This is a genomic window from Bacillus sp. BK450, from assembly GCF_004364885.1.
Classification (GTDB): Bacteria; Bacillota; Bacilli; order Bacillales; family Bacillaceae; genus Bacillus; species Bacillus safensis.
Genome location: NZ_SOBQ01000002.1, coordinates 716,481 through 741,980, shown reverse-complemented (window position 1 = coordinate 741,980; position 25,500 = coordinate 716,481). Strand labels below are relative to the sequence as shown.

Here is a 25,500-nt window from a genome sequence, read left to right as displayed (position 1 = left end):
AAAGGAGCGAGGAGCATGCCGGAATTACCAGAAGTTGAAACCGTCCGGCGCACACTCAAGCGGTTAGTCGAAGGAAAAACGATTGAAACGGTCGATATTAAATGGCCAAATATCATCAAACGTCCTGGGGAGCCGGAAGAGTTCGCAAGAAGGATGGTAGGAGAAACGATACAAACCATTGAAAGAAGAGGAAAGTTTCTTCTCTTTCATTTAGACCATTACGTGATGGTCTCCCATTTAAGGATGGAAGGGAAATACCGTGTACATGAAGCGCATGAGCCATACGATAAACATGTCCACGTCGTCTTTACGTTTACAGACGGTACTGAGCTTCGGTATCATGATGTGCGTAAATTTGGCACGATGCATTTATTTCAGCCGGGTGAAGAAGAAAAGGAACTCCCGCTTTCACAGCTGGGGTATGAGCCTTTTGATGATCAATTCACTCCGGAATATTTATGGGAGCAATTGAAAAAAACATCCCGTGTGGTCAAAACAGCGCTGCTTGATCAAAAGATTGTCGTGGGACTAGGTAATATTTATGTAGATGAGGTTTTGTTTAAAGCAGGCATTCATCCAGAAACAAAAGCGAATCAGCTCAGCCTTGAATCGTGTAAAGTGCTCCACAGGCATATTATCGATACACTTCAAGTAGCGGTAGATGCAGGAGGCAGCACGATTCGATCATATATCAATTCACAAGGTGATATTGGCACATTTCAGCTGCAGCTTCTTGTGTATGACCGGCGGGGAGAGCCTTGTCAAACATGCGGAAGCATCATTGAGAAAACAGTAGTCGGAGGGCGCGGCACTCATTTTTGTGTGACCTGTCAAAAACGTCCTCAATAAAAATCAGCCATCAGCATGCTTCCTTTTTGCTGTGCATACGATAAAAAACATTCATTTTTCAGCAAGGTGTAGACTGACACACAGCCCACCTGCTCTTCATATAGTGAAGAAGAGTCTAAGGACGCCCAGAGACTCTTGATCATCGTTGCATGAACAGAAAGGAAGAGTTCAGGTATGATTTCGATTTCGCTCCTGTTTTTAGCTATTGCAGTCAGTATTGACAGCTTTTCTGTAGGCTTTACGTATGGCCTTCGTAAAATGAAGATTCCATTTAAAGCGATTGTCATTATTGCATGCTGTTCAGGGATTGTGCTGCTCATTTCCATGCTGATTGGCAGCCTGCTGACGACATTCCTCCCTGTCTCAGTGACAGATAAACTTGGTGGAGGCATTTTAATCGCCATTGGACTTTGGGTCCTTTATCAATTTTACAAACCAGCGAAAGAGCGTGATTTGCTTCTTCATGAAAAGACATTGCTCAATGTGGAAGTGCAATCGCTTGGTCTTGTTATTCAAATTTTGCGAAAGCCGACAAGTGCTGATATTGACCGTTCTGGGACGATCAATGGAATAGAAGCGGTGCTTCTTGGGATTGCTTTATCCATTGATGCATTTGGCGCAGGGATTGGCGCTGCGATTCTAGGCTTTTCTCCAATTGTCATGAGTATCACTGTGGCCGTGATGAGCTCACTCTTTGTGTGTATCGGGCTCCGTGCCGGGCATTACTTGGCCAATTGGCGCTGGATCGATAAACTTGCATGCTTACCAGGGCTTCTGCTCATTTTAATTGGGGTGTGGAAGCTGTAAAGGAGGAAATCAATTGACGCTTGTCATTGGATTAACAGGCGGGATTGCTAGTGGAAAAAGCACCGTCTCGCAAATGATAAAAGAGCAGGGCATCCGGGTCGTGGACGCAGATGTCATTGCAAAAGAAGCGGTTGCCAAAGGTACACCAGCTCTTCAACAAATCGTTCAAACCTTTGGCGAGGATGTTCTCCTGCCAAATGGGGAGCTGAACCGGCAGCAGCTTGGAGCCATCATTTTTTCTGATGAAGAGAAAAGAAAGCAGCTGAATGCGATTGTTCATCCTGAAGTGAGAAAAGAAATGCTCAAACAGCGAGATGAAGGGGTTAGTCAGAAGGAAACCTTCGTTGTCCTCGATATCCCGCTTTTATTTGAAAGTCAGCTGGAAAGTCTCGTCGACCGCATCATTGTGGTGTATACAACGCCTGAATTGCAGCTGTCGCGGCTCATGAATCGAAATGACCTCGACGAGGAAGAAGCGCTGAATCGAATACACTCTCAGCAGCCTCTTGAGGAGAAATGTAAAAAAGCAGACCGCGTGATAGAGAACACACAAGATCTCGCGTTTATTAGAAAGCAATTGCAGAACATATTAAATGAATGGGAACATACAGATAAGTAAGAGTACATACACGTACTCTTCTTTTTTTATGCTTTATTCTGATTTCCTTTGAAAAGAACAGCCCTTTTTAGAAAATATACGTTTATATACTGGCAATTACATTCTAATGTGATATACTAATTTCATAAATAAATTTATTGAGTATAACACATAATAGAGGAGTGACCTGTTCATGAAGGTAAAAGCAGCGATCAATGGGTTTGGCAGAATTGGACGCATGGTCTTCAGAAAAGCAATGCTTGATGATCAAATTCAAATTGTAGCGGTGAACGCAAGCTATCCTGCCGAAACGCTAGCACATTTAATTAAATATGATACAAATCATGGACGTTACGAATGTGATGTGACAGCAGAAGATGACGCCTTGATTGTGAATGGCAAAAGAGTTCTTTTGCTTAATAATAGAGATCCAAAGCAGCTTCCATGGGGAGAGCTTGGGATTGATATCGTCATTGAAGCAACAGGTAAATTTAATTCAAAAGATCAAGCGATGGGCCATATAGATGCCGGAGCGAAAAAAGTCGTTCTAACAGCTCCAGGCAAAAATGAAGACATTACGATTGTGATGGGTGTCAATGAGGATGATCTTGATCCTGAAAAGCACGTCATTATTTCAAACGCATCTTGTACAACAAACTGTTTAGCACCAGTTGTGAAACTGTTAGATGATGAATTTGGCATCGACAATGGTTTAATGACAACGGTTCATGCTTATACAAATGATCAAAAAAATATCGATAACCCGCATAAGGATCTGCGCCGGGCGAGAGCATGTGCTCAGTCCATTATTCCAACTACGACGGGTGCCGCTAAAGCGCTTTCTTTAGTGCTTCCGCACATGAAAGGGAAATTACATGGACTTGCACTTCGCGTACCAGTTTCCAATGTGTCGATGGTTGATCTTGTCGTTGACTTGAAAAAAGATGTGACAGCCGAAGAAGTCAATGCAGCCTTCTCGAATGCATCTAAAACATCTCTTGCCGGTATTTTAGATTACACAGATGAGCCGCTTGTTTCTACGGACTTTAACACAAATCCTTATTCAGCAGTCGTTGATGGACTGACAACGATGGTAATGGAAGGGAGAAAAGTGAAAGTTCTTGCATGGTATGACAATGAATGGGGTTATTCATGCCGAGTGGTTGACCTTGTAAAGTTTGTCGGCGCACAGATGAAAGAGCTGTCTGCTGTTTGAAATGAAGAAGACGATCGTCCCTTTTCAAGAAATGAGAGAAAATCCCACTAAAAACACAGCTTGCAAAATGGGTCTAAACAAAGTATACTATTTTTCGTGAACTTCTTGTTCGCAGACTCATTCGGGTATACTTAAAGGGTTAGGACCTCTTAGGACTAACTTTCCCCCGTGGTATATGTCCGGTCCGGCTGCTTAGAACTTCACTCTTTCATTCTTGTTTAAAGGGGGGTCCATGATGGAAACAATCGGACGTCACGTTATCTCCGAGCTATGGGGATGCGACTGTGATAAACTGAACGACATGGATTTTATTGAAAAAACGTTTGTAAATGCAGCTTTGAAATCAGGAGCTGAGGTAAGAGAGGTTGCTTTTCACAAATTTGCACCTCAAGGAGTAAGTGGAGTTGTCATTATTTCTGAATCTCATCTGACAATTCACAGCTTTCCTGAACATGGTTATGCGAGCATAGATGTTTATACTTGCGGTGACCTAGATCCGAATATTGCAGCAGATCATATCGGAGATGAATTAGGTGCTGAAACAAGAGAAAACATCGAAATTCCTCGAGGCATGGGACCTGTACAAGTAAAACAGGCACAAGCCAAAGCACTGTAAACATAAAAAAGATTGCAATGGGAGCTGGCCAAAAGCATTGAATGCCTTTGTGTTATGCTCCTTTTTATATTTTTTGATAAAAAATCCAACATTCCCCAGCTTGTCTATACTTTTGTTCTAGGAAAACAAAGGTTTTTTTTATAAAATAAAGAAAGAGGCATTATGGCAAAGGGGATACGTGTATGACTTTAAGACAAAAGTTTAAACGATTCATGTCAAACCATACAGAAACATCTGACGAGCATCCAGTGTCAGAACTGAAAAGCCATTACTACAAATCGACGAATGCACAAGTTTTTCAAGCGGTGGAAACCATTCTTTCCCGAAGCGATTCTTATCAAGTGACATCTGTTTCAGCAGAACGAGGTGAAATCAGCGCAAACATACGATTGCCGAAAAAAGCCTTTCTCGTGGCGACTGTCATTTCAATTCGTCCTTTTGAAACAGCTGTCGATTTTAATGTGACAACAGAAACGGCCCTGCCAACAGATTTCGGCTATAGTCAGAAGACCGTTCTGTCCCTTTATGATGAACTAGACAAACAACTTCCAAGAATAGATCGGAGCTGATGAAATGAAATGTCCCACATGTCAGCACCTTGGCACAAGGGTGCTTGATTCAAGACCAGTAGATGAAGGGAAATCCATCCGTCGTAGAAGAGAGTGCGAAAGCTGCCAATATCGCTTTACGACGTTTGAAAAATTAGAAGAATTACCGCTAATTGTGGTGAAAAAAGAAGGGATTCGAGAAGAATTCAGCCGGGAAAAAATGCTGAGAGGACTCATCAAAGCGTGTGAAAAGCGTCCTGTTGCTTTAAAGCAGCTGGAGGATGTCTGCTTTAATATCGAAAAAGAACTGCGCAATCAAGGCATGTCAGAGGTGAAAAGCGAGCTTGTAGGTGAAATGGTCATGGACGAGCTGGCGAAAATTGATGAAGTGTCTTACGTCAGGTTTGCCTCGGTTTACCGGCAGTTTAAAGACATCAATGTCTTTATTGATGAATTAAAAGATCTATTAAAGAAAGAACGCTAAAAAGAGCTGGAGATTCTTCATGCTCTTTTTCCTGCGTAAAGCGTAAAACGTAAAAAGAGTGTACAATGGAAACAATCGCAATTCATGGGGAGGATCAGCATATGACAGAGCATTGGAAGGAAGTGCTAGCCGTCGATCCGTATGTCGTCAAAAGCGCTTCATTGCTCGGTGACATCGATAGACAGCTCATCACTCTTTTATATCAGCCGCTTATTGGCATGTCCGCTTTCAGCTTATACATGACGCTGTGGGGTGAGCTGGAACAACATCGTATGTGGGGGAAACCTGCACCTCATCGGCAGCTCATGGTCATGCTGCAGACGAATTTAAATGATATTTTTGAGGAACGTTTAAAGCTTGAAGCGATCGGCTTACTCCGCACATATGAACAGGAAACGGAAGAAGGCAGACTGTTTACATATGAGCTTGTACCGCCGCTAAGACCAGATGAATTTTTCCAAGATGGTATGCTGAATGTTTTACTGTACCATCGTGTAGAGAAAGCAAAATATATGCAGCTTCGCGATTATTTCTCCTATCCGGGTGTTCCTGCAGAAGCAAAGAACATATCACGGTCGTTTGAAGAAGTCTTTCACGTATTGCAGCCAGGCGAGCGCAAGATGACAGAAGAAATTCATCAGGCGTCATCGCTTGAGCACGGCTATGAATATGTGACCGTTGGATCGAGTCAGCCGGCACCGCTCTCAGACGAATCCTTTGATTTCGATCTATTATTAGCCGGTATGTCTGACATGATGATTCCAAGGAAGGCTTTGACAAAGCAGGTAAAAGAAACAATTAAGAAGTTAGCTATTGTATACGGCATCACCCCGCTTCAAATGCAAAATATTGTAGCAGGTGCATGCGGTTCGGATCAAATGATCTCAACAGAAGAGCTGAGAAAAGCAGCAAGAGACTGGTACCAAATTGAATACAGAGGCGAACAGCCAAAGCTGATTGATCAAAAACAGCCAAGACACTTACGACAAGATGCTTCAAAGACGCCGGCAGCGGATACTCCAGATGCAAAATTGATTGAAAAGCTGGATCATATTTCGCCTAGAGAGCTGCTAAAAGACATGGCAGATGGTATTGAGCCAACTTATGCCGACTTAAGAATTGTTGAAGATATCATGCTCGAGCAGCAGCTAGAGCCAGGTGTCATGAATGTTCTCATCTACTATACATTACTCAAAACAGATATGAAGCTGTCAAAAACATATATGCAAAAAATCGCCGCTCATTGGGTGAGAAAGAAAATCAAAACCGTAGCAGCGGCCATGAAAATTGCCAAAGAAGAGAACAGACAAATGACAGAGTGGGCGCAGCAGAAAAAGCAGCGCAGCCCTTATGGTTCAGGAAAAGTTGTCCGGGAAGAGAAATTGCCTGACTGGATGAAAGAAACTGAAACAAAAGAACAGCCGTCAAAAGAGCAAACGGACAATCTGTCTACAGAAGACCTCGAACGAGAAAAAGAAAAACTGTTAGATCAGTTTAAAAATATGAAAAAGTACAATGCACATTAAGGTGAGGTGAGATGGGATGAAACCGATCGGTCGTTCATTTGAACAGCTAAAAGGACGAGTAGATTTTCGCGTGAGATACAATCAGATTAAAGAAAGTGTGTTATCTGATGAAGATGTGAAGGCCTTTTTACAGAAGCATCAAGAAGAGATACATGAAGACATGATCAAGCGCAGCTTGAACCGGCTCTTTGAATATGTGCAGCAGTCGAAGGGCTGCTCTTACTGCTTAGATGACGAAAACGTTAATGCGATTTTAGATGGGTATCACCCGAAGCTTGTGATCAAAGGTCAGAGTATTGATATTGAATATTCCCCTTGTCCAGTCAAGCTGCGGCTCGATAGACAGAAGAAACAGCAAGAGCTGATGAAAAGCATGTATATTCCGCAAAATGTCCTTCAAGCGACGTTCGCTGATCTGAACGTTGTGGGAAGACAAGAGGTCATTCAAAAAGTAGGTCAATTCCTCCAAAGCTATGATGAGACTGGAAAAGGAAAAGGCTTGTATTTACACGGAAAGTTTGGAGTAGGAAAAACGTATATACTAGCAGCTATTGCGCAGCAGCTAGCGGAGAAAGAATACCCATCTCTCCTTGTTTACGTGCCTGAATTTGTAAGAGAGTTAAAAAATTCATTAGCCGATCATACGCTAGAAGAAAAGCTGAATATGGTCAAGTCCACTCCTATTTTAATGCTTGATGATATTGGGGCAGAATCGATGACAAGCTGGGTGCGGGATGAACTGCTCGGTACGATCTTACAATACCGTATGGCAGAGCAGCTGCCGACATTTTTCTCTTCTAATTTCTCACCAAACGAGCTGAAGCATCACTTTACGTACTCACAGCGGGGAGAAAAAGAAGAGGTCAAAGCCGCTCGTTTAATGGAACGGATTCTCTATTTAGCAGAGCCAGTGCTGCTTGAAGGAGAAAACCGCCGTCATTTATAAAAGCGTATGTCACCTGAAGGAGGAGCAAATGAAATGAACAAAAGAAAATGGCTGCTTTTTCTTGGGATTGGCATTCTTGCTGCTGCGCTGTGGTGGCTGAATAAACAGCATCTTCAGCTGGCGCCGAAAGATGTGAAGAATTGGGTGCTGCAATTTGGGATGCTGGCTCCCTTTGTTTTTCTTTTCTTATCTCTTTTTCGCCCGTTTGTTCTCGTCCCGATTACGGTCTTTTCGCTTGCAGCAGGTTTGGCATTCGGCAGTGTCCTTGGGACGATTTATGCCCTCGTTGGAGCGACAGCTGGGGCAACAGGTTCTTTCATGATTGCTTCAACCTTTCGTGCAAAAAAGAAGGAAACGGAATCAAACAGCCGAAAGCTGAAAGCGGTGACGTCCCGCATTCAGGAGCATGGATTTCTTTATATTTTGTTATTGCGTATTGCACCGATTCATTTTGATTTTGTCAGCTATGCGGCAGCTGCTTCACGTGCAAATTATCGTGCATTTGTGACAGCCACCTTTTTAGGCTTAATACCGGGTACAATTGCGTTAAATGTTCTCGGCTCAAGCTTTGTCAGCGGCAATTATGCGGCTTTAGTGGTTGTTTGTTTGATTTATTTGATCTTTATCTCCGTTCCACTCATTTTAAAAAGAAAGATGCCTGATTTATTTTAGGCGTCTATTTTTTATGTTCTCCCCATATATATGTAACAGATGTCGTTAGGGGGGACAAACATGCTTGAAATAATCTTTGAAGATGAATATGATACCGCCGCTTTTTTACATCTTGCTGAACACTTGGACAGTCGGCATCACATGTCAATTCAACAAGGGAAAGACCGGCTTCTCATAGAGGCGAAGGAATCAGAAGAAGCACTTGAGCACATTGTGCGGCCATTACTGGTTCACTTTTTTTTGGAATGCAAAGAAAATGAGCGCATGCGCAGCATCCTTGAAAACACCTATTTGTTTAAAGATCCCGAAGAGCAGCACCAAATTCTTTCCATCGCACACAGTATCATGAACGGGGATTTAGATGATATTCCCGGCATTCAGCAAGACCCGCCTAGAGAAGCCCTTTTAAAAAAGGAGCTTGAGGCGATTTCTTTACAGCAAGGCGTTTTTTCAATTGGTTCATTTATGACATTTAGACTGTCAGAGTATGACCGAAGGCTTAAGAACTATGTTGAAGTGTCCATTGAAGAATACAAAATGGAGCAGGAGTATCAAAACTTCATTCAATCGCTTCGAGACTATGTGATGGCAAGAGAGCCTAGGCTCGAAAAAGTACATGTCGTGCATCAGGACCGCCTGGTGATTTGGGAATTTCGCTACGCTTCTGAGCGTGATCAAAAACAATACATAGACAGACAGTTTGTAAGAGAGCATCCAATGTATATTGATTCGCAGCTGATTGCACCGCTTGTCTCCATTGCACCGCAAAAAATTGACCTATTTACAAATGATACAGGTCACTCGATGGTGCAAACCATTCAAAATATTTTTCAAGAAAGGGTTGAGGTGTTCCCGTCTCATTCATTCCAAGAGCAGAATGTTCAATTTGTACATGCTCATTTCAACAAGAAAAGTGAAAAGCTTTCTTGATTTTCACGAAAAAACGTTTTATAATACGGTGTAACTTCATACAGAGACCGTATTGATAAGGACATGAACAAATGAACACCCGCTTAAAGAGAGGGAAGCCGCGGCTGAAAGCTTCCTAGCAGAGGACCATTTGATTTACCACCTTTGAACATCAGCTGTGAACTTTTTAGTAATGGCTGACGGGAATTCCCGTTATCGAACCGCAAGCCGTATTTGCTTAAGAAAAAGCAAGCTGCAAATACGGGAAAAAGGGTGGAACCACGATTCCGTTTATTCAACCTCGTCCCTTTCCAGGGGGCGGGGTTTTTATATTGCCAAAAAAAGGAGTGACCAGAGATGTCAGAACAAATTCAACTTACATTTCCAGATGGAGCAGTCAAGGAGTTTGACAAAACAGCTACAACAGAAGACATCGCGGCATCAATTAGCCCGGGCCTAAAGAAAAAAGCACTTGCCGGTAAATTGAACGGTAAAGAAATAGATCTGCGTACGCCGCTATTAGAAAGTGGAACAATCGAGATCATCACAGATAAAAGTGAAGAAGCACTCGACATTATGCGCCACAGCACAGCACATTTGCTAGCGCAGGCGATCAAACGCCTGTATGGAAAAGAGCATCACGTTCAGTTTGGCGTAGGTCCTGTCATCGAAAATGGCTTCTACTACGATGTGGACATCGATGTTGCCATCACACCTGAAGACTTACCAAAGATTGAAAAAGAAATGAAGAAAATCATTAACAGCAATCTGCCAATTGAGCGAATTGAAGTATCAAGAGAAGAAGCGAAAAAGCGCTTTGAAGCAATTGGTGATGAATTGAAGCTTGAGCTGTTAGAGGCGATTCCAGAAGGTGAAGCTGTGACGATTTATGAGCAGGGTGAATTCTTTGACCTCTGCCGCGGGATTCACTTGCCGTCTACAGGGAAAATTAAAGAGTTTAAACTGTTAAGCCTTGCTGGTGCATACTGGAGAGGTGACAGTAACAACCAAATGCTTCAGCGTATTTACGGAACAGCTTTCTTCAGCAAAGAAGATTTAAATGAGCATTTACGTCTGCTTGAAGAAGCGAAAGAACGCGATCACCGTAAGCTTGGAAAAGAGCTGAAACTCTTTGCAAATTCTCAAAAGGTTGGTCAAGGTCTTCCGCTTTGGCTGCCAAAAGGCGCTACAATCCGCCGCGTCATTGAGCGTTACATTGTCGATAAAGAAGTGCGTCTTGGCTATGAGCATGTGTATACACCAGTTCTTGCAAGTGTTGAATTGTATAAAACATCAGGACACTGGGCGCATTATCAAGAAGACATGTTCCCAGTAATGGAAATGGACAACGAAGATCTTGTTCTTCGCCCGATGAACTGTCCGCACCATATGATGATTTACAAAAACGAGCCGCACAGCTATCGCGAATTGCCAATTCGTATTGCAGAGCTTGGTACAATGCACCGCTATGAAATGTCAGGTGCCTTATCCGGCCTTCAGCGTGTCCGCGGTATGACATTAAACGATGCACACATCTTTGTTCGTCCAGATCAAATCAAAGACGAGTTCATCCGTACAGTTCGTTTAATTGAAGAAGTGTATCAAGACTTTGGCTTGAATGACTACACATTCCGCTTGTCTTATCGTGATCCAGAAGATACTGAGAAGTATTTCGATGACGATGCGATGTGGAATAAAGCACAATCGATGCTGAAGGATGCAATGGACGAGCTTGGTCACGACTACTATGAAGCAGAAGGCGAAGCGGCATTTTATGGGCCGAAGCTTGATGTACAAGTGAAGACAGCTCTTGGAAAAGAAGAGACATTATCCACTGTACAGCTTGATTTCTTACTTCCAGAACGCTTTGATCTCACATATATCGGAGAAGATGGAAAGCACCATCGTCCAGTCGTGATTCATAGAGGCGTTGTTTCTACAATGGAACGCTTCGTTGCCTTCTTAATTGAAGAATACAAAGGAGCCCTTCCAACATGGCTGGCACCTGTACAATTCCAAGTCATCCCAGTTTCACCGTCTGTTCATTTAGACTATGCGAAAAAAGTACAAGAACGTTTGCAGCTTGAAGGTCTTCGTGTAGAGCTTGACAGCCGCGATGAAAAAATTGGGTACAAAATTAGAGAAGCGCAAATGCAAAAGATTCCGTACATGCTTGTCGTCGGAGATCAAGAAGCAGAAAATGGCGCTGTCAATGTAAGAAAATACGGGGAACAAGATTCAGAAACAATGGATCTTGAAGCCTTTGTGAAACATGCAGTAGCAGAAGCAAAGAAATAATAAGCACAGCCAGTGATTCTCTTTAGATCACTGGCTTTTCTTTTTGGAGAACACCTCCACTAGTGATCCAATTCCTAAAAAGAGACGTTTAGATAGTACAAAAGTAAGGGTAAGTATGTACTGTTGGTTTGAGACAAATTGGGGGAATGAAAGCGATGATGCAAACAACAAACAATTTATCGTCACATGTATTGGAGCAATCAGCTGTTCTTCGTGCATTAGAGCACTCGCTGGCAATGATTGAATTTAATGTGACAGGTGAAGTTCTATGGGTGAACGATATTTTTGCAAAAGCCATGGGATATTCTAAAGAAGAGATGATCGGTCTTAAACATAGACAGTTCTGTCCTCCGCATGTTATAGAACACACGAGCTATCACATGTTTTGGAAGCGTTTGAGAGAAGGTCAAGTCTTTCAGGAAAAAGTGCAGCGGATCACAAAAAACGGCAGCAGCTTATGGCTTGAAGCGACATATTCACCTGTTCAAGATGAAGAAGGAACTGTAGTGGGTGTTGTGAAAGTGGCAACAGATATTACGGAGAGAGAACACACAATGAAACAGGTTGTAGAAGACTTAAAGGAGATGTCTGCGAAATTAATGGAACGAGCAGAAGTTGGCATTCAGCATAGTCAAAGTGTTAATGCTTCCTTTGATCATATAGCAAACGAAACCGATCAAAATATGAGCTTGCTAAAAGGATTAACGGAGCAGGTAGAGTCCATCAGATCCATTGCTGCAACCATTAACAGTATTTCGTCACAAACCCAGCTGCTCGCCTTAAATGCGGCAATAGAAGCGGCACATGCGGGTTCCTATGGAAATGGCTTTAGTGTAGTAGCAGCAGAAATTCGAAAGCTTGCGACAAATTCAAAAGAAGCGATCGTTAAGGTAGATCAATATGTGAAGGCGATCCATACAGAAGTAGAGAAGGTCAGCAGCGGAACAAGCCGGGCAAAGACAACCGTGTTTACAAACCGGGATCTTGTAAAGCAGGCAAGTGAGGAATTCATCGTTGTAGGAGAAGCAGCACGCGGCTTAGACCGGCAAGCGCAAAGTCTAGCGGCAATCATATAGCTCTAAAAATACAAAAACACCCAATCTCGTCAGGAGAAGGGTGTTTTTTTGTTCTATTTTAATATATCAAACAATTCATGTAAGTCTTTGATTTCATAATCAGGCGTCACATCTGTTTCATTTTTCTTGCCATGGCGATTGATCCAAACGGTTTGGATACCAACCCGAGAAGCACCGAGAATATCTGTTTTCGGATTATCTCCAACCATGATCACTTCGTCTTTTGTTAAGTTTAACAGCTGAAGGCAGTGCTCAAAGATACCAGGGTCAGGTTTGCCTTTTCCGTAATCTCCTGAAATCACAATTTCGTTAAAATAAGGTGCAAGCTCAGGAACACCTGCCAGTTTCTCCTTTTGAAGGCTAGGATCTCCGTTTGTTAAAAGGAGCAATTCGTAGCTGCCTTTCAGGCGGTTTAAAACAGGGTATGTTTCTTCATAGACATATGGGCGTTTTCTGCGTTCTGCTGCAAAGAAATCAGCCAAATATTGTCCAAATGCCTCATCGTCAATTCCCGCTGTCTTTAAGCCGTTGGTCCAAGCGTTTTTACGATACTCTGGTGCAATGGCGTTCAGCTTTTGAAAGCCTTCGCTAATCGGTTCACTAAAATTGGACCACAGTCCTTCGAAAGGATTAATGCCGATCATGACAGTATAATCATATGTTTCATAGGAAGAGTACAGCTTTCTTGCTTCTTCACGTACAATCTGTTCAAACGATTCTGGATCAAGTCCATATTTCTTTTCCGCTTCCCGGCAAGTTTCCTGAAAAGTTGTATGAATGCTTTTTTCGTCCCAAAGCAAAGTATCATCTAAATCGAAAAATACGGCTTTCATGATCTTCTCCCTTGTTATGTATGTGTTACCTTCAATTGCAAGTGTCAGGCTCATGTTCATTTTACAATAGAAGAAGAGGGCAATAAAGAAAAGATTTGAGAGATATTTGATCATTGACCGCACATGATAGAATAGAAAGACAATAGATATGACATACATCATTTGAGGTGGCCGGTTTGCTTCATTTAATTATCATGATGATCGAGCGTGTGGGGATCATCGTTATTTTAGGATTTGTGCTTGCCCATGTGAAGGGTTTTCGCAATCTATTGCTACATAATCAAGGGTTTCGGAAAAAGGCAATTCTTGTCTTCATTTTTGCTTCTTTTAGTATGATCAGCAATTACACAGGAATTGAAATCCAGCAGCAAATTGTCATGAATCATGAGTTTTCTTATCATCTTGGCTCGTCCAGCTCTATCGCCAATACGAGAATTATGGGGATCGAAATGGGTGGTTTGATCGGGGGGCCGTTTGTAGGGATTGGCGCAGGGCTTTTAGCTGGAATTCATCGATATTCCCTAGGAGGAAGCACTGCGCTCAGCTGTGCGATTTCTTCCATTTTAGCGGGTGTCATTGCAGGCTATGTCGGCAGCAGGTTTAAGCGGAGGAATCGAATGGTCACACCTCGCCAAGCAGCCCTTTTTGGTGTAGCGATGGAATCATTACAGATGATCATTATCCTTCTGTTTGCAAGGCCATTTGCGGATGCATGGGGGCTTGTCAGTATCATCGCTTTGCCGATGATCTTTGTGAATGGAATCGGCAGCTTTATCTTTTTATCTATTTTACAGTCAGTCATTCGGCAAGAAGAGCAGGCAAAAGCGATGCAGACACATCGAGTATTTTCGATCGCCGATCAAACACTGCCTTTTTTCCGCCAAGGGTTAAATGAACAGTCATGTAAAAGTGTGGCGGAGATCATTCATCGGTTGACTGAAACAGATGCGGTCTCCTTAACGGACACAGAAAAGATTTTAGCGCATGTCGGAGATGGAACAGATCATCATATCCCATCTAAAAGCCTGATTACGGGGCTGTCGAAACAAGTCTTGATGAGCGGCAAGATTATGAAGGCACATTCGAAGGACGAAATCAATTGTTCAGTCGCCCATTGCCCTCTTGAAGCCGCAATCGTGCTGCCGCTCACTTCTAACGGTCAAACGATTGGAACGTTAAAAATGTATTTCAATTCTCCGGTCGGATTAAGCAGGGTGGAAGAGGAGCTTGCAGAAGGTTTGGCGATGCTGTTTTCCACACAGCTTGAGCTTGGGGAGGCGGAAACCCAAAGCCGCCTGCTAAAAGATGCAGAGATCAAAGCACTTCAAGCACAAGTGAACCCGCACTTTTTATTTAACGCCATTAATACCATCTCTGTTTTATGCAGAACCAATGTGGAGATGGCAAGGAAGCTGCTGCTGCAGCTAAGTATTTATTTTCGTTCAAATATGCAAGGTGCCCGCCAGCTGCTGATTCCAATGCATAAAGAGATTCAGCATGTGGAGGCATATTTATCACTCGAACAAGCAAGGTTTCCAAATAAGTACCATGTGACCTTTCAAATTGAAAAGGAGCTGGAGCAGGTGAAGATTCCGCCCTTTGTGCTTCAGGTGCTTGTTGAAAACGCAGTGAGACATGCTTTTCCTAAACATCAAACGAATTGTGAAGTCATCGTTTCCGCTTTGATGAAAGATGGGCATGTTTATATGAAAGTGACAGATAATGGACAGGGGATTGAAGATGATAAGATGGCTCAGCTATTAAAAGCGCCTGTCAAATCACTAGAAGGAACAGGGACAGCCCTTTTTAATTTAGATCAGCGGTTAAGAGGAATTTTTGGCAGACAAGCCGCTTTATCCATTCATAGTGACCAAGGCACTGACATCTCATTTCGCATTCCGATGGACTATGTAAAAAAGGATGATTCTCGTTGATGAAGGTATTAATCGTAGATGATGAAGTGTTAGCAAGAGATGAATTAAAATACTTATTACGAAGAACGAAAGAGGAGGTTCAAATAGAGGAAGCAGAAAATATAGAATCTGCTTTTGACCGGATGGTCGACCATAAGCCGGATCTGCTCTTTTTAGACATTGATTTATCTGGTGAGAACGGATTTGATATTGCCAAAAGGCTCAACCGGATGTCTGATCCGCCAGCGGTTGTATTTGCGACAGCCTTTGATCAATATGCGCTGAAGGCGTTTGAGGTAAGTGCGCTTGATTACTTAACAAAACCATTTGATGAAGAGCGGCTGCTCCAGACCATCCAGAAGTTTAAAAAGTGGAAATCTGTTGAGACGAAAGAGCACCAGCTGTCAGATGAGAAAGCGCCACACCAGCAAAAATTAGCGATCTCAGTCGATGACTCAATTGTGATCCTGCAAGTTGAAGAGATCATGTATGTAGGACTCAGCGAGGGGAAAAAGGTCGTGAAAACAAAGAATCACATGTATGAGGTCTCAGAACCGCTTGTGGTCATTGAAAAGAAACTTCCTGAGGCTTACTTTATGAGGGTTCATCGCAGCTATATCGTGAATACCTCTCATATGAAAGAAGTACAGCCGTGGTTTAATTCGACGTATAATCTGCATATGACAGACGGGTCCATCATTCCTGTCAGCCGTACATATGCGAAAGAATTAAAGAAGTCGCTCCTGCTAGAGTAGGAGGGCTTTTTTTGTTTGTATTTCAATACTCGTTTTTTGCATTTCAGTCATTGAATCCAGCGAGTTTCATTGTAAACGCTTCATTTGTTTATTTCATGTCTTATACTGAGGGCAGTCGAAGAAAGAGGTGAAGGGGCATGAGTGCCACGAAAGTATATGGATTTCTATCTCAAGCATTTATTTTTGCAACCGTAATGTTCGTTTCTAATCTCATTTCAATGTATTTACCGATTCCGATGCCCGCATCCGTCATTGGTTTGGTTCTATTATTTGTTTTGTTAACAACGAAAATCGTCAAACTAGAGCAGGTGGAGCAATTAGGTACATCATTGACAGGACTCATTAGCTTTCTATTTGTTCCCTCTGGGATCTCAGTTATTCAATCACTAGGTGTCATGCAAGAAGTAGGTGTGCAAGTCGTCGGTGTCATTATCATTGCAACCATTATGCTACTTGCAGCGACAGGGCTGTTTTCGCAGCTTCTCATGCAATTATCAGAAAGACCGCAGAAACGTAAAGAGACAAAGGAGAGTAAATCTGCTCCTTCTCATTCAAATAAACCAGCTTCAAGTACGCATTAAAGGAGAGATGCAAAATGGGTACAAGTACGATGAGCCCTTATTTTGGCATTGTCGTCTCATTGGTCGCTTTTGGAATAGGGACATTCTTATTTAAAAAATCAAAAGGCTTCTTCTTGTTCACCCCGCTGTTTGTGGCGATGGTACTAGGCATTTTATTTTTGAAAGTTGGCGGTTTTTCCTACGCAGATTATAATGAGGGCGGCAAGATTATCAAATTTTTCTTAGAGCCTGCAACGATTGCTTTCGCTATCCCGCTTTATAAGCAGAGAGCCTTGCTTAAAAAATATTGGTGGCAAATTTTATCTGCTATTTTTGTAGGCTCACTTTGTTCCATTACGATCGTATATCTCGTAGCAAAAGGAATTCATTTAGATGCGGCTGTGATGAAAAGCATGCTTCCACAAGCAGCGACAACAGCGATTGCTCTTCCAATTGCAAAGGATATTGGCGGAATCGCAGATATCACAGCCTTTGCGGTCATATTTAACGCAGTCATTGTCTATGCACTAGGTGCCTTCTTCTTAAAATTGTTTCGCATTAAAAACCCAGTGGCAAAAGGTCTTGCACTTGGTACATCAGGACATGCGCTTGGGGTTTCTGTTGGAATTGAGATGGGAGAAGTAGAAGCAGCGATGGCAAGTATCGCCGTTGTAGTCGTAGGAGTTGTGACCGTTATCGTCATCCCAATCTTTATGCAGTTGATTCTTTGATGGCGTCATGGTGTGAAAAAGTCTTGCCCAATTCGTCTCATCGTGTTAAACTGAAAAAGTTGTTTCAAGAGTTCGGTTACTTGACGGACAAATGAAAATTGTGTAGAATAGTTAACGAATTGAATAGATATCACAAGCAGAAGCACCCGCTTCTCACCTGATTGACACATGTTTGTAGTTGACAGGTTGACCGTACATTTATTTTTTCATGCAAATGTTCGCAGTGTGGGTGTTTTATATGCCCACACTTTTTGTTTGCCTGTAAAACATACAACGAAATGGTCAAAATGAATTGTGAACTCAATTCAAAATCTCATGGAGGTGGCTCACTATTAGCAAAGATCAATTAGTTAATGAAGGTATTCGTGCGCGTGAAGTTCGTTTGATCGGACAAAATGGCGATCAGCTTGGGATTAAAACCCGCCAGGAAGCTCTGGAAATTGCTGCTAAAGCTAATCTTGACCTTGTGTTAGTTGCTGCAAATGCAAAACCACCTGTTTGCCGAATCATGGACTATGGTAAGTTCCGATTCGAACAGCAGAAGAAGGAAAAAGAGGCACGTAAGAATCAAAAAATCATTAGCTTAAAAGAAGTTCGGTTGAGCCCGACAATCGATGAACATGATTTTAACACGAAGCTCCGTAATGCAATCAAATTCCTTGAAAAGGGAGATAAAGTGAAAGCTTCTATCCGCTTTAAAGGCCGTGCGATTACGCATAAAGAAATCGGACAGCGCGTGTTAGACCGTTTCTCTGAAGCTTGCGCTGAAGTAGCAACAGTAGAAACAAAACCTAAGATGGACGGACGCAGCATGTTCCTCATGCTTGCACCAAAAGTCGAAAAGTAAAGTAACAGAGGGAGGAAACATCCAATGCCAAAAATGAAAACTCACCGCGGATCTGCTAAACGTTTCAAAAAAACAGGTTCTGGTAAACTTAAACGTTCTCATGCGTACACAAGTCACTTGTTCGCTAATAAATCTACAAAGCAAAAACGTAAATTGCGTAAGAGTGCAATCGTAAGTGCTGGAGATTTCAAACGTATCAAACAACAACTTGCAAACATTAAGTAATTTGGAATAGGAATCATAGGAGGGAATTACAATGCCAAGAGTAAAAGGCGGAACTGTGTCGCGTCAGCGTCGTAAAAAGGTTCTTAAATTAGCAAAAGGTTATTTCGGTTCAAAACATAGATTATACAAAGTAGCAAACCAACAGGTGATGAAATCTGGAAACTACGCTTTCCGTGACCGTCGTCAGAAAAAACGTGACTTCCGTAAACTATGGATCACTCGTATCAACGCTGCAGCTCGTATGAACGGTCTTTCTTACAGCCGTTTAATGCATGGCTTAAAGCTTTCTGGTATCGAAGTAAACCGCAAAATGCTTGCTGACCTTGCTGTGAATGACCTAAATGCATTCAATCAGCTTGCTGATGCTGCAAAAGCACAACTAGACAAGTAAGTTTTATAAAAGATCATTCCTTCGAGGGGTGATCTTTTTTTCTCATCATGTGAGGTGAAATGAATGAATATGGCTTTAATCCTGCTGCTTATTTTAGTGAATGGCTACGGCTTTTTTCTCATGGGTGAGGACAAACGCCGGGCCAAAGCACATAAATGGAGAATTTCAGAGGCGCATTTATGGAGTGCTGCGGTTCTTTTTGGCGCTGCCGGATCGTATCTAGGAATGCAGTATTTCCGTCATAAAACAAAGCATCCTGCCTTTCAAATCGGCATGCCTGTATTAATGATTTTGCAGTTGATTCTATTGGGATATATCCAAGTTATTTGAAAAAGGAGCAGACGCCATTAGGACGGCGTGTCTGCTCCTTTTTTTTGTTTGATTTTTTTAATAGGCTGATCCCAATCAATTTTTGTTTGAGGATAACGCTCGATAATGTTTTCCTCCAGTTTTTCAAAGTCTTCTAATGTAAATTCACTCAGCTTCTCAGGTGACTCCGTCCAAACGTAAATGGAGTGGACAAACAGAGGATGATCCTTAGAAGGAACATGCTTCTCCCCTTCAAACAAGACACCTTTATAGACGAAATTAAAATTTTTGCGCGCATTTTGCTGTTCGTCCATAAAATAAAAGCCTTCTTTTAATTGTGCTTGTTTCAGCTTTCTTCTCGGGTTTGAGAAGAATTTTACCGCCATGTAGAAGATGTAGACAAGCAGTGCAACAAGAGCTAGTCTCATGAGGATTACAAACATGACAGGATGCACCTCCAATACCGTTATCTGATGTACTACGAATGAAAACGCCAAAAGGTTTCAACTTTTTTTAAAAAAATATTTCGTAAAACGAAAAAATATTCATAAAAAGATCGTATTGAACGAAAGAGGTTTTGTATAATAAGAATGCACCATGAAGATAAAGGAGGATAAATGGAATGACAAAGCTCGATCAAACATTAACTATGCTGAAAGACCTAACGGATGCAAAAGGGATTCCAGGAAATGAACGTGATGTCAAAAAAGTCATGCAGACATACATAGAATCATATGCAGATGAAGTCTCTACAGACCGCCTTGGCAGCTTGATCGCTAAAAAGGAAGGAAAAGCAAACGGACCTAAAATTATGCTCGCTGGTCACTTAGATGAAGTAGGATTCATGGTGACAAAAATTGATGACAAAGGCTACATTCGTTTTCAAACAGTCGGCGGCTGGTGGTCACAAGTCATGCTCGCCCAGCGTGTCACCATTGTGACGAAAAAGGGAGAGATCACTGGGGTAATTGGTTCAAAGCCACCACACGTCTTGTCACCTGAAGCTCGTAAAAAGTCAATTGAGATTACGGATATGTTTATTGATATTGGGGCGTCAAGCAAAGAACAGGCAATGGAGTGGGGCGTGCTGCCTGGAGATCAAATCGTTCCTTACTTTGAGTTTACAATCATGAATGATGAAAAAATGCTCCTTGCAAAAGCATGGGACAACCGCATTGGCTGTGCAGTGGCCATTGATGTCATGAAAAACTTACACAATGCTCAGCATGAGAATATTGCTTACAGCGTCGCAACTGTCCAAGAGGAAGTAGGCCTGCGCGGAGCCAAAACAGCAGCGGCTACAATTCAGCCCGATATTGGATTTGCCATTGATGTAGGTGTAGCAGGAGATACACCAGGCATCACTGAGAAAGAAGCAACTAGCAAACTTGGCAAAGGCCCAACGATTGTTGTATTTGATGCTTCAATGGTCTCTCATAAAGGACTTCGTGATTTTGTTGTCCAAACAGCTGATGAGCTGAACATTCCTTATCAATATGACTCAATGCCTGGCGGTGGGACAGATGCTGGCGGTATTCATTTAACAGGTCATGGAGTTCCATCACTATCTATCGGGATTCCGAGCAGATATATTCATACCCATGCTGCAATGATTCACCGAGATGATTATGAAAATGCAGTGAAGCTTTTAACAGAAGTGATCAAAAGACTTGATCAAAAAACCGTTGAACAGATTACGTACGGTTCTTAAGGAAGAATGCCTTTCCTCAGTACAGAGGAAAGGCTTTTTTTATTGAATTTCCCAGGAAATGAACGGTGTGTTCAAGGTGAGCCAAAAGAACTGTTTTTGGTAAAAGAAGAGAGTGTTTCCTAGTGAATAAGGCACATGTGATCGAGCGTTTATTTTTGTAAGATGAAAGCAATAAAAAGGACAGAGCTAGAATGCCCTGTCAAAAGAGAGTTTATGGAAGTAGGTGAAGCTACCTTAAGAATAAATACATTATTCTTATTTGTCAACTTGGTTTTAAAAGAAAGAAAAATCAATCAATTTATGTTATATTTGTAACAAATTGTTTATACAAAGGGGATGGTTAAATGAATGCGGTTACAATTGTAATAGGATCTATGTGTATTTTAGCGATTGCCTATCGTCTTTATGGCACATTTATGATGGTCAAGGTATTAAAGGTCACAGATGATCATCCTACACCGGCTCACACGCTAGAGGACGGGAAAGATTATGTGCCGACAAATAAATGGGTCACTTTTGGGCATCACTTTGCTGCGATTGCAGCTGCTGGTCCGTTAGTGGGTCCGATTTTAGCCGCTCAATTTGGATATTTACCTGGTCTCCTTTGGCTTTTAATTGGTGCAGTCATAGGCGGAGCTGTACATGATCTAGTCGTCTTATTTGCGTCGATGCGAAAAAAGGGGAAATCATTATCAGAGGTAGCGAAGGAAGAGCTGGGACCTGTTGCCGGGTTTTGTACAGGGCTTGCGATGCTGTTTATTATTACCATCACAATGGCAGGTTTGTCTATGGTTGTGCTTCATGCTTTAGAACGTAACCCTTGGGGGACATTTGCAGTTGGAATCACGATTCCGATTGCAATGGGGGTTGGTCTGTATTATAAAAAAACAGGCAATTTAAAGCTGGCGACATCTGCGGGATTTATTTTGCTGATGTTTGGTGTATTCCTTGGGCCGAATATTCAAGGTACGGCACTAGGTGATTTTTTAACCCTTGATACAAAAACGCTTGCTCTTGCCCTGCCGATCTATGCCTTTTTTGCTGCGGCTCTGCCAGTTTGGCTGCTGCTTGCACCGAGGGACTATTTAAGTAGTTTTATGAAAATTGGTGTATTCATTGCGCTGATTGCCGGAATCTTTGTCGTGAATCCGTCCATTCAATTCCCGGCGTTTACAGAGTTTGTGAATGGAGGAGGACCTGTATTAGCTGGTCCTGTCTGGCCATTTATTTCGATTACCATTGCTTGCGGTGCTATTTCTGGTTTCCACGCATTTGTTGGTTCAGGGACAACACCTAAGATGCTGGACCGATGGAGTGATATGAAGCCTGTTGCGTTTGGCGCAATGCTTGTGGAATGCTTAGTTGGGATTATGGCTTTAATTGCGGCTACTGCCCTGCATCCAGGAGATTATTTTGCGATAAACAGTACGCCGGAAGTGTTCCGTACACTCGGTATGAGTGTCGAAAACCTTCCGCAGCTGAGTAAGGAAATCGGCCTCGACTTAGAAGGAAGAACGGGTGGTGCCGTGACATTGGCTGTAGGGATGGCGTATATCTTTACGGGGATTCCATTCTTTAGTCATTTGGCTTCTTACTTCTTCCAGTTCGTCATTATGTTTGAGGCTGTCTTTATTTTAACTGCTATTGATGCGGGGACACGTGTGGCACGCTATTTGATTCAAGACTTCTTAGGTGAAGCATATAAACCGCTTAAACGAACTGACTGGGTACCTGGTTCGGTGTTTGCAAGTGCGCTTGCTTGTTTTATGTGGGGATACTTACTTTACTCAGGGGACATCGGGTCTATTTGGGCGCTGTTTGGGGTTTCAAATCAGTTAATGGCCTCGGTTGGGTTAATCATCGGGGCAACCGTTGTATTAAAAATTGCAGATAAAAGGCGATATATGCTGACTTGTTTAATTCCGCTTGCTTACTTATATGTGACGGTGAATTATGCAGGCTATTGGATGGTAGCAAATGTATATCTCAATCCTGAAGCATCCGGTTACAGCGTGCTGAATGCGGTGCTGTCGATCATCATGCTGATCTTAGGTTTTGTGATTATTGTGTTTGCGATTAAAAAATGGGTTGAAATCTGGCGTGATCCAGCGCTTCGAATGGAAACGCCTATCACTGGTTAAATGAAAAAGGCCGGCTTGCTTTTATAAGCAAACCGGCTTCTTTTTATTGCTGCTGTTGAGGCTTTAAGCCTTGTTCTAATGTTTCAAGGATTTCATTTTTCTCGTTTTCTGATGCTTCTTGCCATAGCACTTCGAACAACACGCCAAGGCCTGGCAGCATTTTTTCCTCGCCGCTTTGAATAGCATCTAAAATCGTATGTTCAAGCTGTTCTTGATTATGGCCAGTAATGTTTTGAATGACTGCGCCTCTTAAATTAAAATCCATTGCCCACACTCCTTTTTTGATGGTAATAGCCCTATTCTGTCTCAAAGACAGGTTTATTATGTAGTGTGCATGAGATATAATAAATTCATGATAATTAAAGGAGTTAACGTCGCTTGAAATATATAGAATCAGCTAAAAACACAAACATTAAACAGTGGAAGAAGCTCCATACGAAAAAAGAACGAACGAAAACAGGGCTGTTTCTCGTTGAGGGAATACACTTAGTCGAAGAAGCATTAAAGAGCGGGGGCGTGAAGGAATTAATGGTCACCTCGCCCGATATGCTTCCTTCTCATATCCAGCCAGACATTGAGCTTTATGAACTGAGCGAAGAGGCCTTTTCTGCCATGACAGAAACAGAAACGCCTCAGCACATTGCCGCAGTCTGTACAGTTCCTGTTTTTGAAGAAAAGAAGGTTGAACGGCTTCTTTTATTAGACGCAGTGCAGGACCCGGGGAATTTAGGCACACTCATTCGAACAGCAGATGCCGCTGGTCTTGATGCTGTGATCTTAGGAGACGGAACAGTTGATGCGTTTAACGGAAAAACGCTCCGTTCCGCGCAAGGGTCTCATTTTCACCTGCCTATCTTAAAGCAAACTCTTCAACAGGCGATCACGGAGCTGAAAGAACGAGGCATACCTGTATACGGAAGTGCCTTAAAAGATGCGAAAGAGTATAAAAGCGTAACGGCAGAAGGTCCGTTTGCATTAATTGTTGGAAATGAAGGAGCTGGTATTGACCCAGACATTCTGCAAATGACAGATCAAAATTTATATGTACCAATGTATGGGCAGGCAGAATCTTTAAATGTAGCTGTAGCAGCCGCTGTTCTTGTTTATCATTTGCGTGGATAATGTTGCAACATGTGTTTATTTTCACTATAATAAAACTAATATTTTAAAAACCATGATAGAGGAAGATTGTTTCAAGAAGCGGCCTTTTAGGGAGAATGCATCGTAGACTGAAAGTGCATTTAAGGAATGCTGAAACAGGAATTCACCTCTGGAGTTGTCACCGGGACCGCAGGTTTTGCGTAAAGGTGAACCGGATTCGTTTGATTCCGTTATGTCAATGAAGCTTATTCGCACATGCATTTGTGCTTAACAAGGGTGGTACCGCGACCACAACTCGTCCCTTCTTTTATGGAGGAACGAGTTTTTTTATTGTCTTCAAACGATCAAACAGCCGTTTATCCGAGCGGTTTTGTATATCAAAAGGAGGATCACACTCATGCAAGAAACGTTAAAACAGCTTGAAACAGAGGCGATAGCAAAGGTTGAAGCAGCCAGCTCGCTCAAAGAGGTTAATGACATTCGTGTTCAATACTTAGGGAAAAAAGGGCCGATTACAGAAGTACTTCGCGGAATGGGCAAGCTTTCCGCAGAAGAAAGACCGAAAATGGGGGCACTCGCAAACGAAGTAAGAGAGCAGATTGCTAGTGCCATTGCTGAAAAAAATGAACAGCTGGAAGCAGAAGAAGTGAAGAAAAAACTTGCCTCTCAAACGATCGATGTTACTTTGCCGGCAAGTCCAATCAAAATGGGAGCAAGACATCCATTAACGATAGTTGTCGAAGACATTGAAGATTTATTTATCGGAATGGGCTATACCGTTGAGGAAGGTCCTGAGGTGGAAACGGATTATTATAACTTTGAAGCGCTGAATCTTCCAAAGGAGCATCCGGCACGTGATATGCAGGACAGCTTCTATATTACCGAAGATACACTGATGAGAACACAAACATCACCAGTACAAGCACGTACACTTGAGAAATATAACGGACAAGGTCCTGTGAAGATCATCTGTCCTGGGAAAGTATATAGACGTGACAGTGATGACGCGACTCATTCACATCAATTTATGCAAATTGAAGGGCTTGTCGTCGATCACAATATTAGCATGAGTGATCTAAAAGGAACGCTGGAGACAGTCGCAAGAAAAATGTTTGGGGAAGATCGTGAAATTAGACTGCGTCCAAGCTTTTTCCCTTTCACAGAACCATCTGTCGAAGTCGATGTGTCTTGCTTTAAATGCGGCGGGAAGGGCTGCTCTGTATGTAAAGGAACAGGCTGGATTGAGATTTTAGGTGCAGGAATGGTTCATCCGAATGTCCTGAAAATGAGCGGATTTGATCCAGAAACTTACCAAGGCTTTGCTTTTGGAATGGGTGTGGAACGGATTGCGATGCTGAAATACGGCATTGATGATATTCGCCATTTCTACACAAATGACATTAGATTCACAAAGCAATTCAAGCAGGACTAAGAGGAG

At 42.4% G+C, this 25,500-nt stretch carries 28 protein-coding genes and 2 other annotated features; of the genes, 25 read left to right on the top strand and 3 right to left on the bottom strand.

Annotated elements, in window-relative coordinates; genetic code table 11:
* The first annotated feature begins 15 nt into the window (after nt 1-15).
* The 13 genes from mutM to EV579_RS08980 all read left to right on the top strand — a co-directional run bounded on the left by mutM (nt 16) and on the right by EV579_RS08980 (nt 12,545).
* A complete protein-coding gene (gene mutM, locus EV579_RS09045) occupies nt 16-849 on the top strand; it encodes a DNA-formamidopyrimidine glycosylase (RefSeq protein ID WP_024426140.1) in 834 nt (277 codons plus the stop codon).
* Nucleotides 850-1,023: 174 nt separating this feature from the next.
* Nucleotides 1,024-1,656, top strand: coding sequence for a sporulation membrane protein YtaF (gene ytaF / locus EV579_RS09040; RefSeq protein WP_024425705.1), 633 nt, complete (start codon nt 1,024-1,026; stop codon nt 1,654-1,656).
* A gap of 13 nt (nt 1,657-1,669) precedes the next feature.
* On the top strand, nt 1,670-2,275 hold the full coding sequence (coaE, locus tag EV579_RS09035) for a dephospho-CoA kinase (protein WP_024425706.1): 606 nt from the start codon (nt 1,670-1,672) through the stop codon (nt 2,273-2,275).
* 172 nt (nt 2,276-2,447) lie between these two features.
* Nucleotides 2,448-3,470 carry a glyceraldehyde-3-phosphate dehydrogenase gene (locus tag EV579_RS09030; RefSeq protein ID WP_024425707.1) on the top strand — a complete coding sequence of 341 codons (1,023 nt, stop codon included), beginning with the start codon at nt 2,448-2,450 and terminating at the stop codon, nt 3,468-3,470.
* A gap of 235 nt (nt 3,471-3,705) precedes the next feature.
* Nucleotides 3,706-4,086, top strand: coding sequence for an adenosylmethionine decarboxylase (gene speD / locus EV579_RS09025; RefSeq protein WP_003216492.1), 381 nt, complete (start codon nt 3,706-3,708; stop codon nt 4,084-4,086).
* Nucleotides 4,087-4,268: 182 nt separating this feature from the next.
* Nucleotides 4,269-4,655 (top strand): hypothetical protein, encoded by a 387-nt coding sequence (locus tag EV579_RS09020; RefSeq protein ID WP_024425708.1) that lies wholly within the window; start codon nt 4,269-4,271, stop codon nt 4,653-4,655.
* A 4-nt stretch (nt 4,656-4,659) separates the two neighbouring features.
* Nucleotides 4,660-5,118: a transcriptional regulator NrdR gene (gene nrdR / locus EV579_RS09015; RefSeq protein WP_003216720.1), complete on the top strand. Its 459-nt coding sequence runs from the start codon at nt 4,660-4,662 to the stop codon at nt 5,116-5,118.
* 101 nt (nt 5,119-5,219) lie between these two features.
* Complete coding sequence (dnaB, locus tag EV579_RS09010; protein ID WP_073208397.1) at nt 5,220-6,644, top strand: replicative helicase loading/DNA remodeling protein DnaB; 1,425 nt, start codon at nt 5,220-5,222, stop codon at nt 6,642-6,644.
* A gap of 16 nt (nt 6,645-6,660) precedes the next feature.
* On the top strand, nt 6,661-7,590 hold the full coding sequence (gene dnaI / locus EV579_RS09005) for a primosomal protein DnaI (RefSeq protein WP_133744292.1): 930 nt from the start codon (nt 6,661-6,663) through the stop codon (nt 7,588-7,590).
* 33 nt (nt 7,591-7,623) lie between these two features.
* Nucleotides 7,624-8,262, top strand: a complete 639-nt coding sequence (locus tag EV579_RS09000; protein ID WP_133744291.1) for a TVP38/TMEM64 family protein — start codon at nt 7,624-7,626, stop codon at nt 8,260-8,262.
* A 60-nt stretch (nt 8,263-8,322) separates the two neighbouring features.
* Complete coding sequence (ytxC, locus tag EV579_RS08995; protein WP_133744290.1) at nt 8,323-9,192, top strand: putative sporulation protein YtxC; 870 nt, start codon at nt 8,323-8,325, stop codon at nt 9,190-9,192.
* 43 nt (nt 9,193-9,235) lie between these two features.
* Nucleotides 9,236-9,483: a binding site (T-box leader), on the top strand.
* 45 nt (nt 9,484-9,528) lie between these two features.
* A complete protein-coding gene (gene thrS / locus EV579_RS08985) occupies nt 9,529-11,469 on the top strand; it encodes a threonine--tRNA ligase (protein WP_024426134.1) in 1,941 nt (646 codons plus the stop codon).
* A gap of 155 nt (nt 11,470-11,624) precedes the next feature.
* Nucleotides 11,625-12,545 (top strand): methyl-accepting chemotaxis protein, encoded by a 921-nt coding sequence (locus tag EV579_RS08980; RefSeq protein WP_133744289.1) that lies wholly within the window; start codon nt 11,625-11,627, stop codon nt 12,543-12,545.
* A gap of 53 nt (nt 12,546-12,598) precedes the next feature.
* On the opposite strand, the gene EV579_RS08975 is transcribed toward EV579_RS08980, so the two are convergent.
* Nucleotides 12,599-13,378, bottom strand: a complete 780-nt coding sequence (locus EV579_RS08975) for an HAD family hydrolase (RefSeq protein WP_024426132.1) — start codon at nt 13,376-13,378, stop codon at nt 12,599-12,601.
* A 176-nt stretch (nt 13,379-13,554) separates the two neighbouring features.
* On the opposite strand from EV579_RS08975, the gene EV579_RS08970 reads away from it, so the two are divergent.
* From EV579_RS08970 to EV579_RS08935, 8 genes are all read left to right on the top strand, one after another.
* Nucleotides 13,555-15,312: a sensor histidine kinase gene (locus EV579_RS08970; protein WP_133744288.1), complete on the top strand. Its 1,758-nt coding sequence runs from the start codon at nt 13,555-13,557 to the stop codon at nt 15,310-15,312.
* Nucleotides 15,309-16,046, top strand: a complete 738-nt coding sequence (locus EV579_RS08965; protein WP_133744287.1) for a LytR/AlgR family response regulator transcription factor — start codon at nt 15,309-15,311, stop codon at nt 16,044-16,046. The genes EV579_RS08970 and EV579_RS08965 overlap by 4 nt, the downstream gene beginning before the upstream one ends.
* A 137-nt stretch (nt 16,047-16,183) precedes the next feature.
* Complete coding sequence (lrgA, locus tag EV579_RS08960; protein ID WP_024425718.1) at nt 16,184-16,627, top strand: antiholin-like murein hydrolase modulator LrgA; 444 nt, start codon at nt 16,184-16,186, stop codon at nt 16,625-16,627.
* 14 nt (nt 16,628-16,641) lie between these two features.
* Nucleotides 16,642-17,337 carry an antiholin-like protein LrgB gene (lrgB, locus tag EV579_RS08955; protein ID WP_024425719.1) on the top strand — a complete coding sequence of 232 codons (696 nt, stop codon included), beginning with the start codon at nt 16,642-16,644 and terminating at the stop codon, nt 17,335-17,337.
* Nucleotides 17,338-17,465: 128 nt separating this feature from the next.
* Nucleotides 17,466-17,597 (top strand) — a sequence feature (ribosomal protein L20 leader region).
* Nucleotides 17,598-17,668: 71 nt separating this feature from the next.
* Complete coding sequence (gene infC / locus EV579_RS08950; RefSeq protein WP_024425720.1) at nt 17,669-18,184, top strand: translation initiation factor IF-3; 516 nt, start codon at nt 17,669-17,671, stop codon at nt 18,182-18,184.
* 24 nt (nt 18,185-18,208) lie between these two features.
* Nucleotides 18,209-18,409, top strand: a complete 201-nt coding sequence (rpmI, locus tag EV579_RS08945; RefSeq protein ID WP_003216324.1) for a 50S ribosomal protein L35 — start codon at nt 18,209-18,211, stop codon at nt 18,407-18,409.
* 31 nt (nt 18,410-18,440) lie between these two features.
* Complete coding sequence (rplT, locus tag EV579_RS08940; RefSeq protein WP_007501659.1) at nt 18,441-18,800, top strand: 50S ribosomal protein L20; 360 nt, start codon at nt 18,441-18,443, stop codon at nt 18,798-18,800.
* Nucleotides 18,801-18,863: 63 nt separating this feature from the next.
* Complete coding sequence (locus EV579_RS08935) at nt 18,864-19,130, top strand: DUF1294 domain-containing protein (RefSeq protein ID WP_075611749.1); 267 nt, start codon at nt 18,864-18,866, stop codon at nt 19,128-19,130.
* Between the two features lie 17 nt (nt 19,131-19,147).
* On the opposite strand, the gene EV579_RS08930 is transcribed toward EV579_RS08935, so the two are convergent.
* Entirely contained in the window at nt 19,148-19,552 is a 405-nt protein-coding gene (locus tag EV579_RS08930) for a hypothetical protein (RefSeq protein ID WP_024426127.1), read from the bottom strand.
* Between the two features lie 179 nt (nt 19,553-19,731).
* On the opposite strand from EV579_RS08930, the gene EV579_RS08925 reads away from it, so the two are divergent.
* Nucleotides 19,732-20,820, top strand: a complete 1,089-nt coding sequence (locus EV579_RS08925; protein ID WP_073206890.1) for a M42 family metallopeptidase — start codon at nt 19,732-19,734, stop codon at nt 20,818-20,820.
* Nucleotides 20,821-21,164: 344 nt separating this feature from the next.
* Nucleotides 21,165-22,961: a carbon starvation protein CstA gene (gene cstA, locus EV579_RS08920; RefSeq protein ID WP_024425724.1), complete on the top strand. Its 1,797-nt coding sequence runs from the start codon at nt 21,165-21,167 to the stop codon at nt 22,959-22,961.
* Between the two features lie 43 nt (nt 22,962-23,004).
* Here the strand turns inward: cstA and sspI are convergent, their stop codons facing one another.
* The gene (gene sspI, locus EV579_RS08915; protein ID WP_024425725.1) at nt 23,005-23,226 is read right to left on the bottom strand and encodes a small acid-soluble spore protein SspI; all 222 of its coding nucleotides are present in this window, start codon (nt 23,224-23,226) and stop codon (nt 23,005-23,007) included.
* A 113-nt stretch (nt 23,227-23,339) separates the two neighbouring features.
* Here sspI and EV579_RS08910 point away from each other — a divergent pair, with 113 nt between their 5' ends.
* Together EV579_RS08910 and pheS are read left to right on the top strand one after the other, a co-directional pair.
* Nucleotides 23,340-24,083 carry a TrmH family RNA methyltransferase gene (locus tag EV579_RS08910; protein WP_133744286.1) on the top strand — a complete coding sequence of 248 codons (744 nt, stop codon included), beginning with the start codon at nt 23,340-23,342 and terminating at the stop codon, nt 24,081-24,083.
* A gap of 376 nt (nt 24,084-24,459) precedes the next feature.
* Nucleotides 24,460-25,494: a phenylalanine--tRNA ligase subunit alpha gene (gene pheS, locus EV579_RS08905; protein ID WP_133744285.1), complete on the top strand. Its 1,035-nt coding sequence runs from the start codon at nt 24,460-24,462 to the stop codon at nt 25,492-25,494.
* Nucleotides 25,495-25,500 lie beyond the last annotated feature (6 nt).

Coding starts and splice junctions, on each gene's coding strand:
- mutM (WP_024426140.1), top strand. CDS start 16: ATGCCGGAATTACCAGAAGTTGAAACCGTCCGGCGCACACTCAAGCGG.
- ytaF (WP_024425705.1), top strand. CDS start 1,024: ATGATTTCGATTTCGCTCCTGTTTTTAGCTATTGCAGTCAGTATTGAC.
- EV579_RS09030 (WP_024425707.1), top strand. CDS start 2,448: ATGAAGGTAAAAGCAGCGATCAATGGGTTTGGCAGAATTGGACGCATG.
- speD (WP_003216492.1), top strand. CDS start 3,706: ATGGAAACAATCGGACGTCACGTTATCTCCGAGCTATGGGGATGCGAC.
- EV579_RS09020 (WP_024425708.1), top strand. CDS start 4,269: ATGACTTTAAGACAAAAGTTTAAACGATTCATGTCAAACCATACAGAA.
- nrdR (WP_003216720.1), top strand. CDS start 4,660: ATGAAATGTCCCACATGTCAGCACCTTGGCACAAGGGTGCTTGATTCA.
- dnaB (WP_073208397.1), top strand. CDS start 5,220: ATGACAGAGCATTGGAAGGAAGTGCTAGCCGTCGATCCGTATGTCGTC.
- dnaI (WP_133744292.1), top strand. CDS start 6,661: ATGAAACCGATCGGTCGTTCATTTGAACAGCTAAAAGGACGAGTAGAT.
- EV579_RS09000 (WP_133744291.1), top strand. CDS start 7,624: ATGAACAAAAGAAAATGGCTGCTTTTTCTTGGGATTGGCATTCTTGCT.
- ytxC (WP_133744290.1), top strand. CDS start 8,323: ATGCTTGAAATAATCTTTGAAGATGAATATGATACCGCCGCTTTTTTA.
- thrS (WP_024426134.1), top strand. CDS start 9,529: ATGTCAGAACAAATTCAACTTACATTTCCAGATGGAGCAGTCAAGGAG.
- EV579_RS08980 (WP_133744289.1), top strand. CDS start 11,625: ATGATGCAAACAACAAACAATTTATCGTCACATGTATTGGAGCAATCA.
- EV579_RS08975 (WP_024426132.1), bottom strand. CDS start 13,378: ATGAAAGCCGTATTTTTCGATTTAGATGATACTTTGCTTTGGGACGAA.
- lrgA (WP_024425718.1), top strand. CDS start 16,184: ATGAGTGCCACGAAAGTATATGGATTTCTATCTCAAGCATTTATTTTT.
- lrgB (WP_024425719.1), top strand. CDS start 16,642: ATGGGTACAAGTACGATGAGCCCTTATTTTGGCATTGTCGTCTCATTG.
- rpmI (WP_003216324.1), top strand. CDS start 18,209: ATGCCAAAAATGAAAACTCACCGCGGATCTGCTAAACGTTTCAAAAAA.
- rplT (WP_007501659.1), top strand. CDS start 18,441: ATGCCAAGAGTAAAAGGCGGAACTGTGTCGCGTCAGCGTCGTAAAAAG.
- EV579_RS08935 (WP_075611749.1), top strand. CDS start 18,864: ATGAATATGGCTTTAATCCTGCTGCTTATTTTAGTGAATGGCTACGGC.
- EV579_RS08930 (WP_024426127.1), bottom strand. CDS start 19,552: ATGTTTGTAATCCTCATGAGACTAGCTCTTGTTGCACTGCTTGTCTAC.
- EV579_RS08925 (WP_073206890.1), top strand. CDS start 19,732: ATGACAAAGCTCGATCAAACATTAACTATGCTGAAAGACCTAACGGAT.
- cstA (WP_024425724.1), top strand. CDS start 21,165: ATGAATGCGGTTACAATTGTAATAGGATCTATGTGTATTTTAGCGATT.
- sspI (WP_024425725.1), bottom strand. CDS start 23,226: ATGGATTTTAATTTAAGAGGCGCAGTCATTCAAAACATTACTGGCCAT.
- pheS (WP_133744285.1), top strand. CDS start 24,460: ATGCAAGAAACGTTAAAACAGCTTGAAACAGAGGCGATAGCAAAGGTT.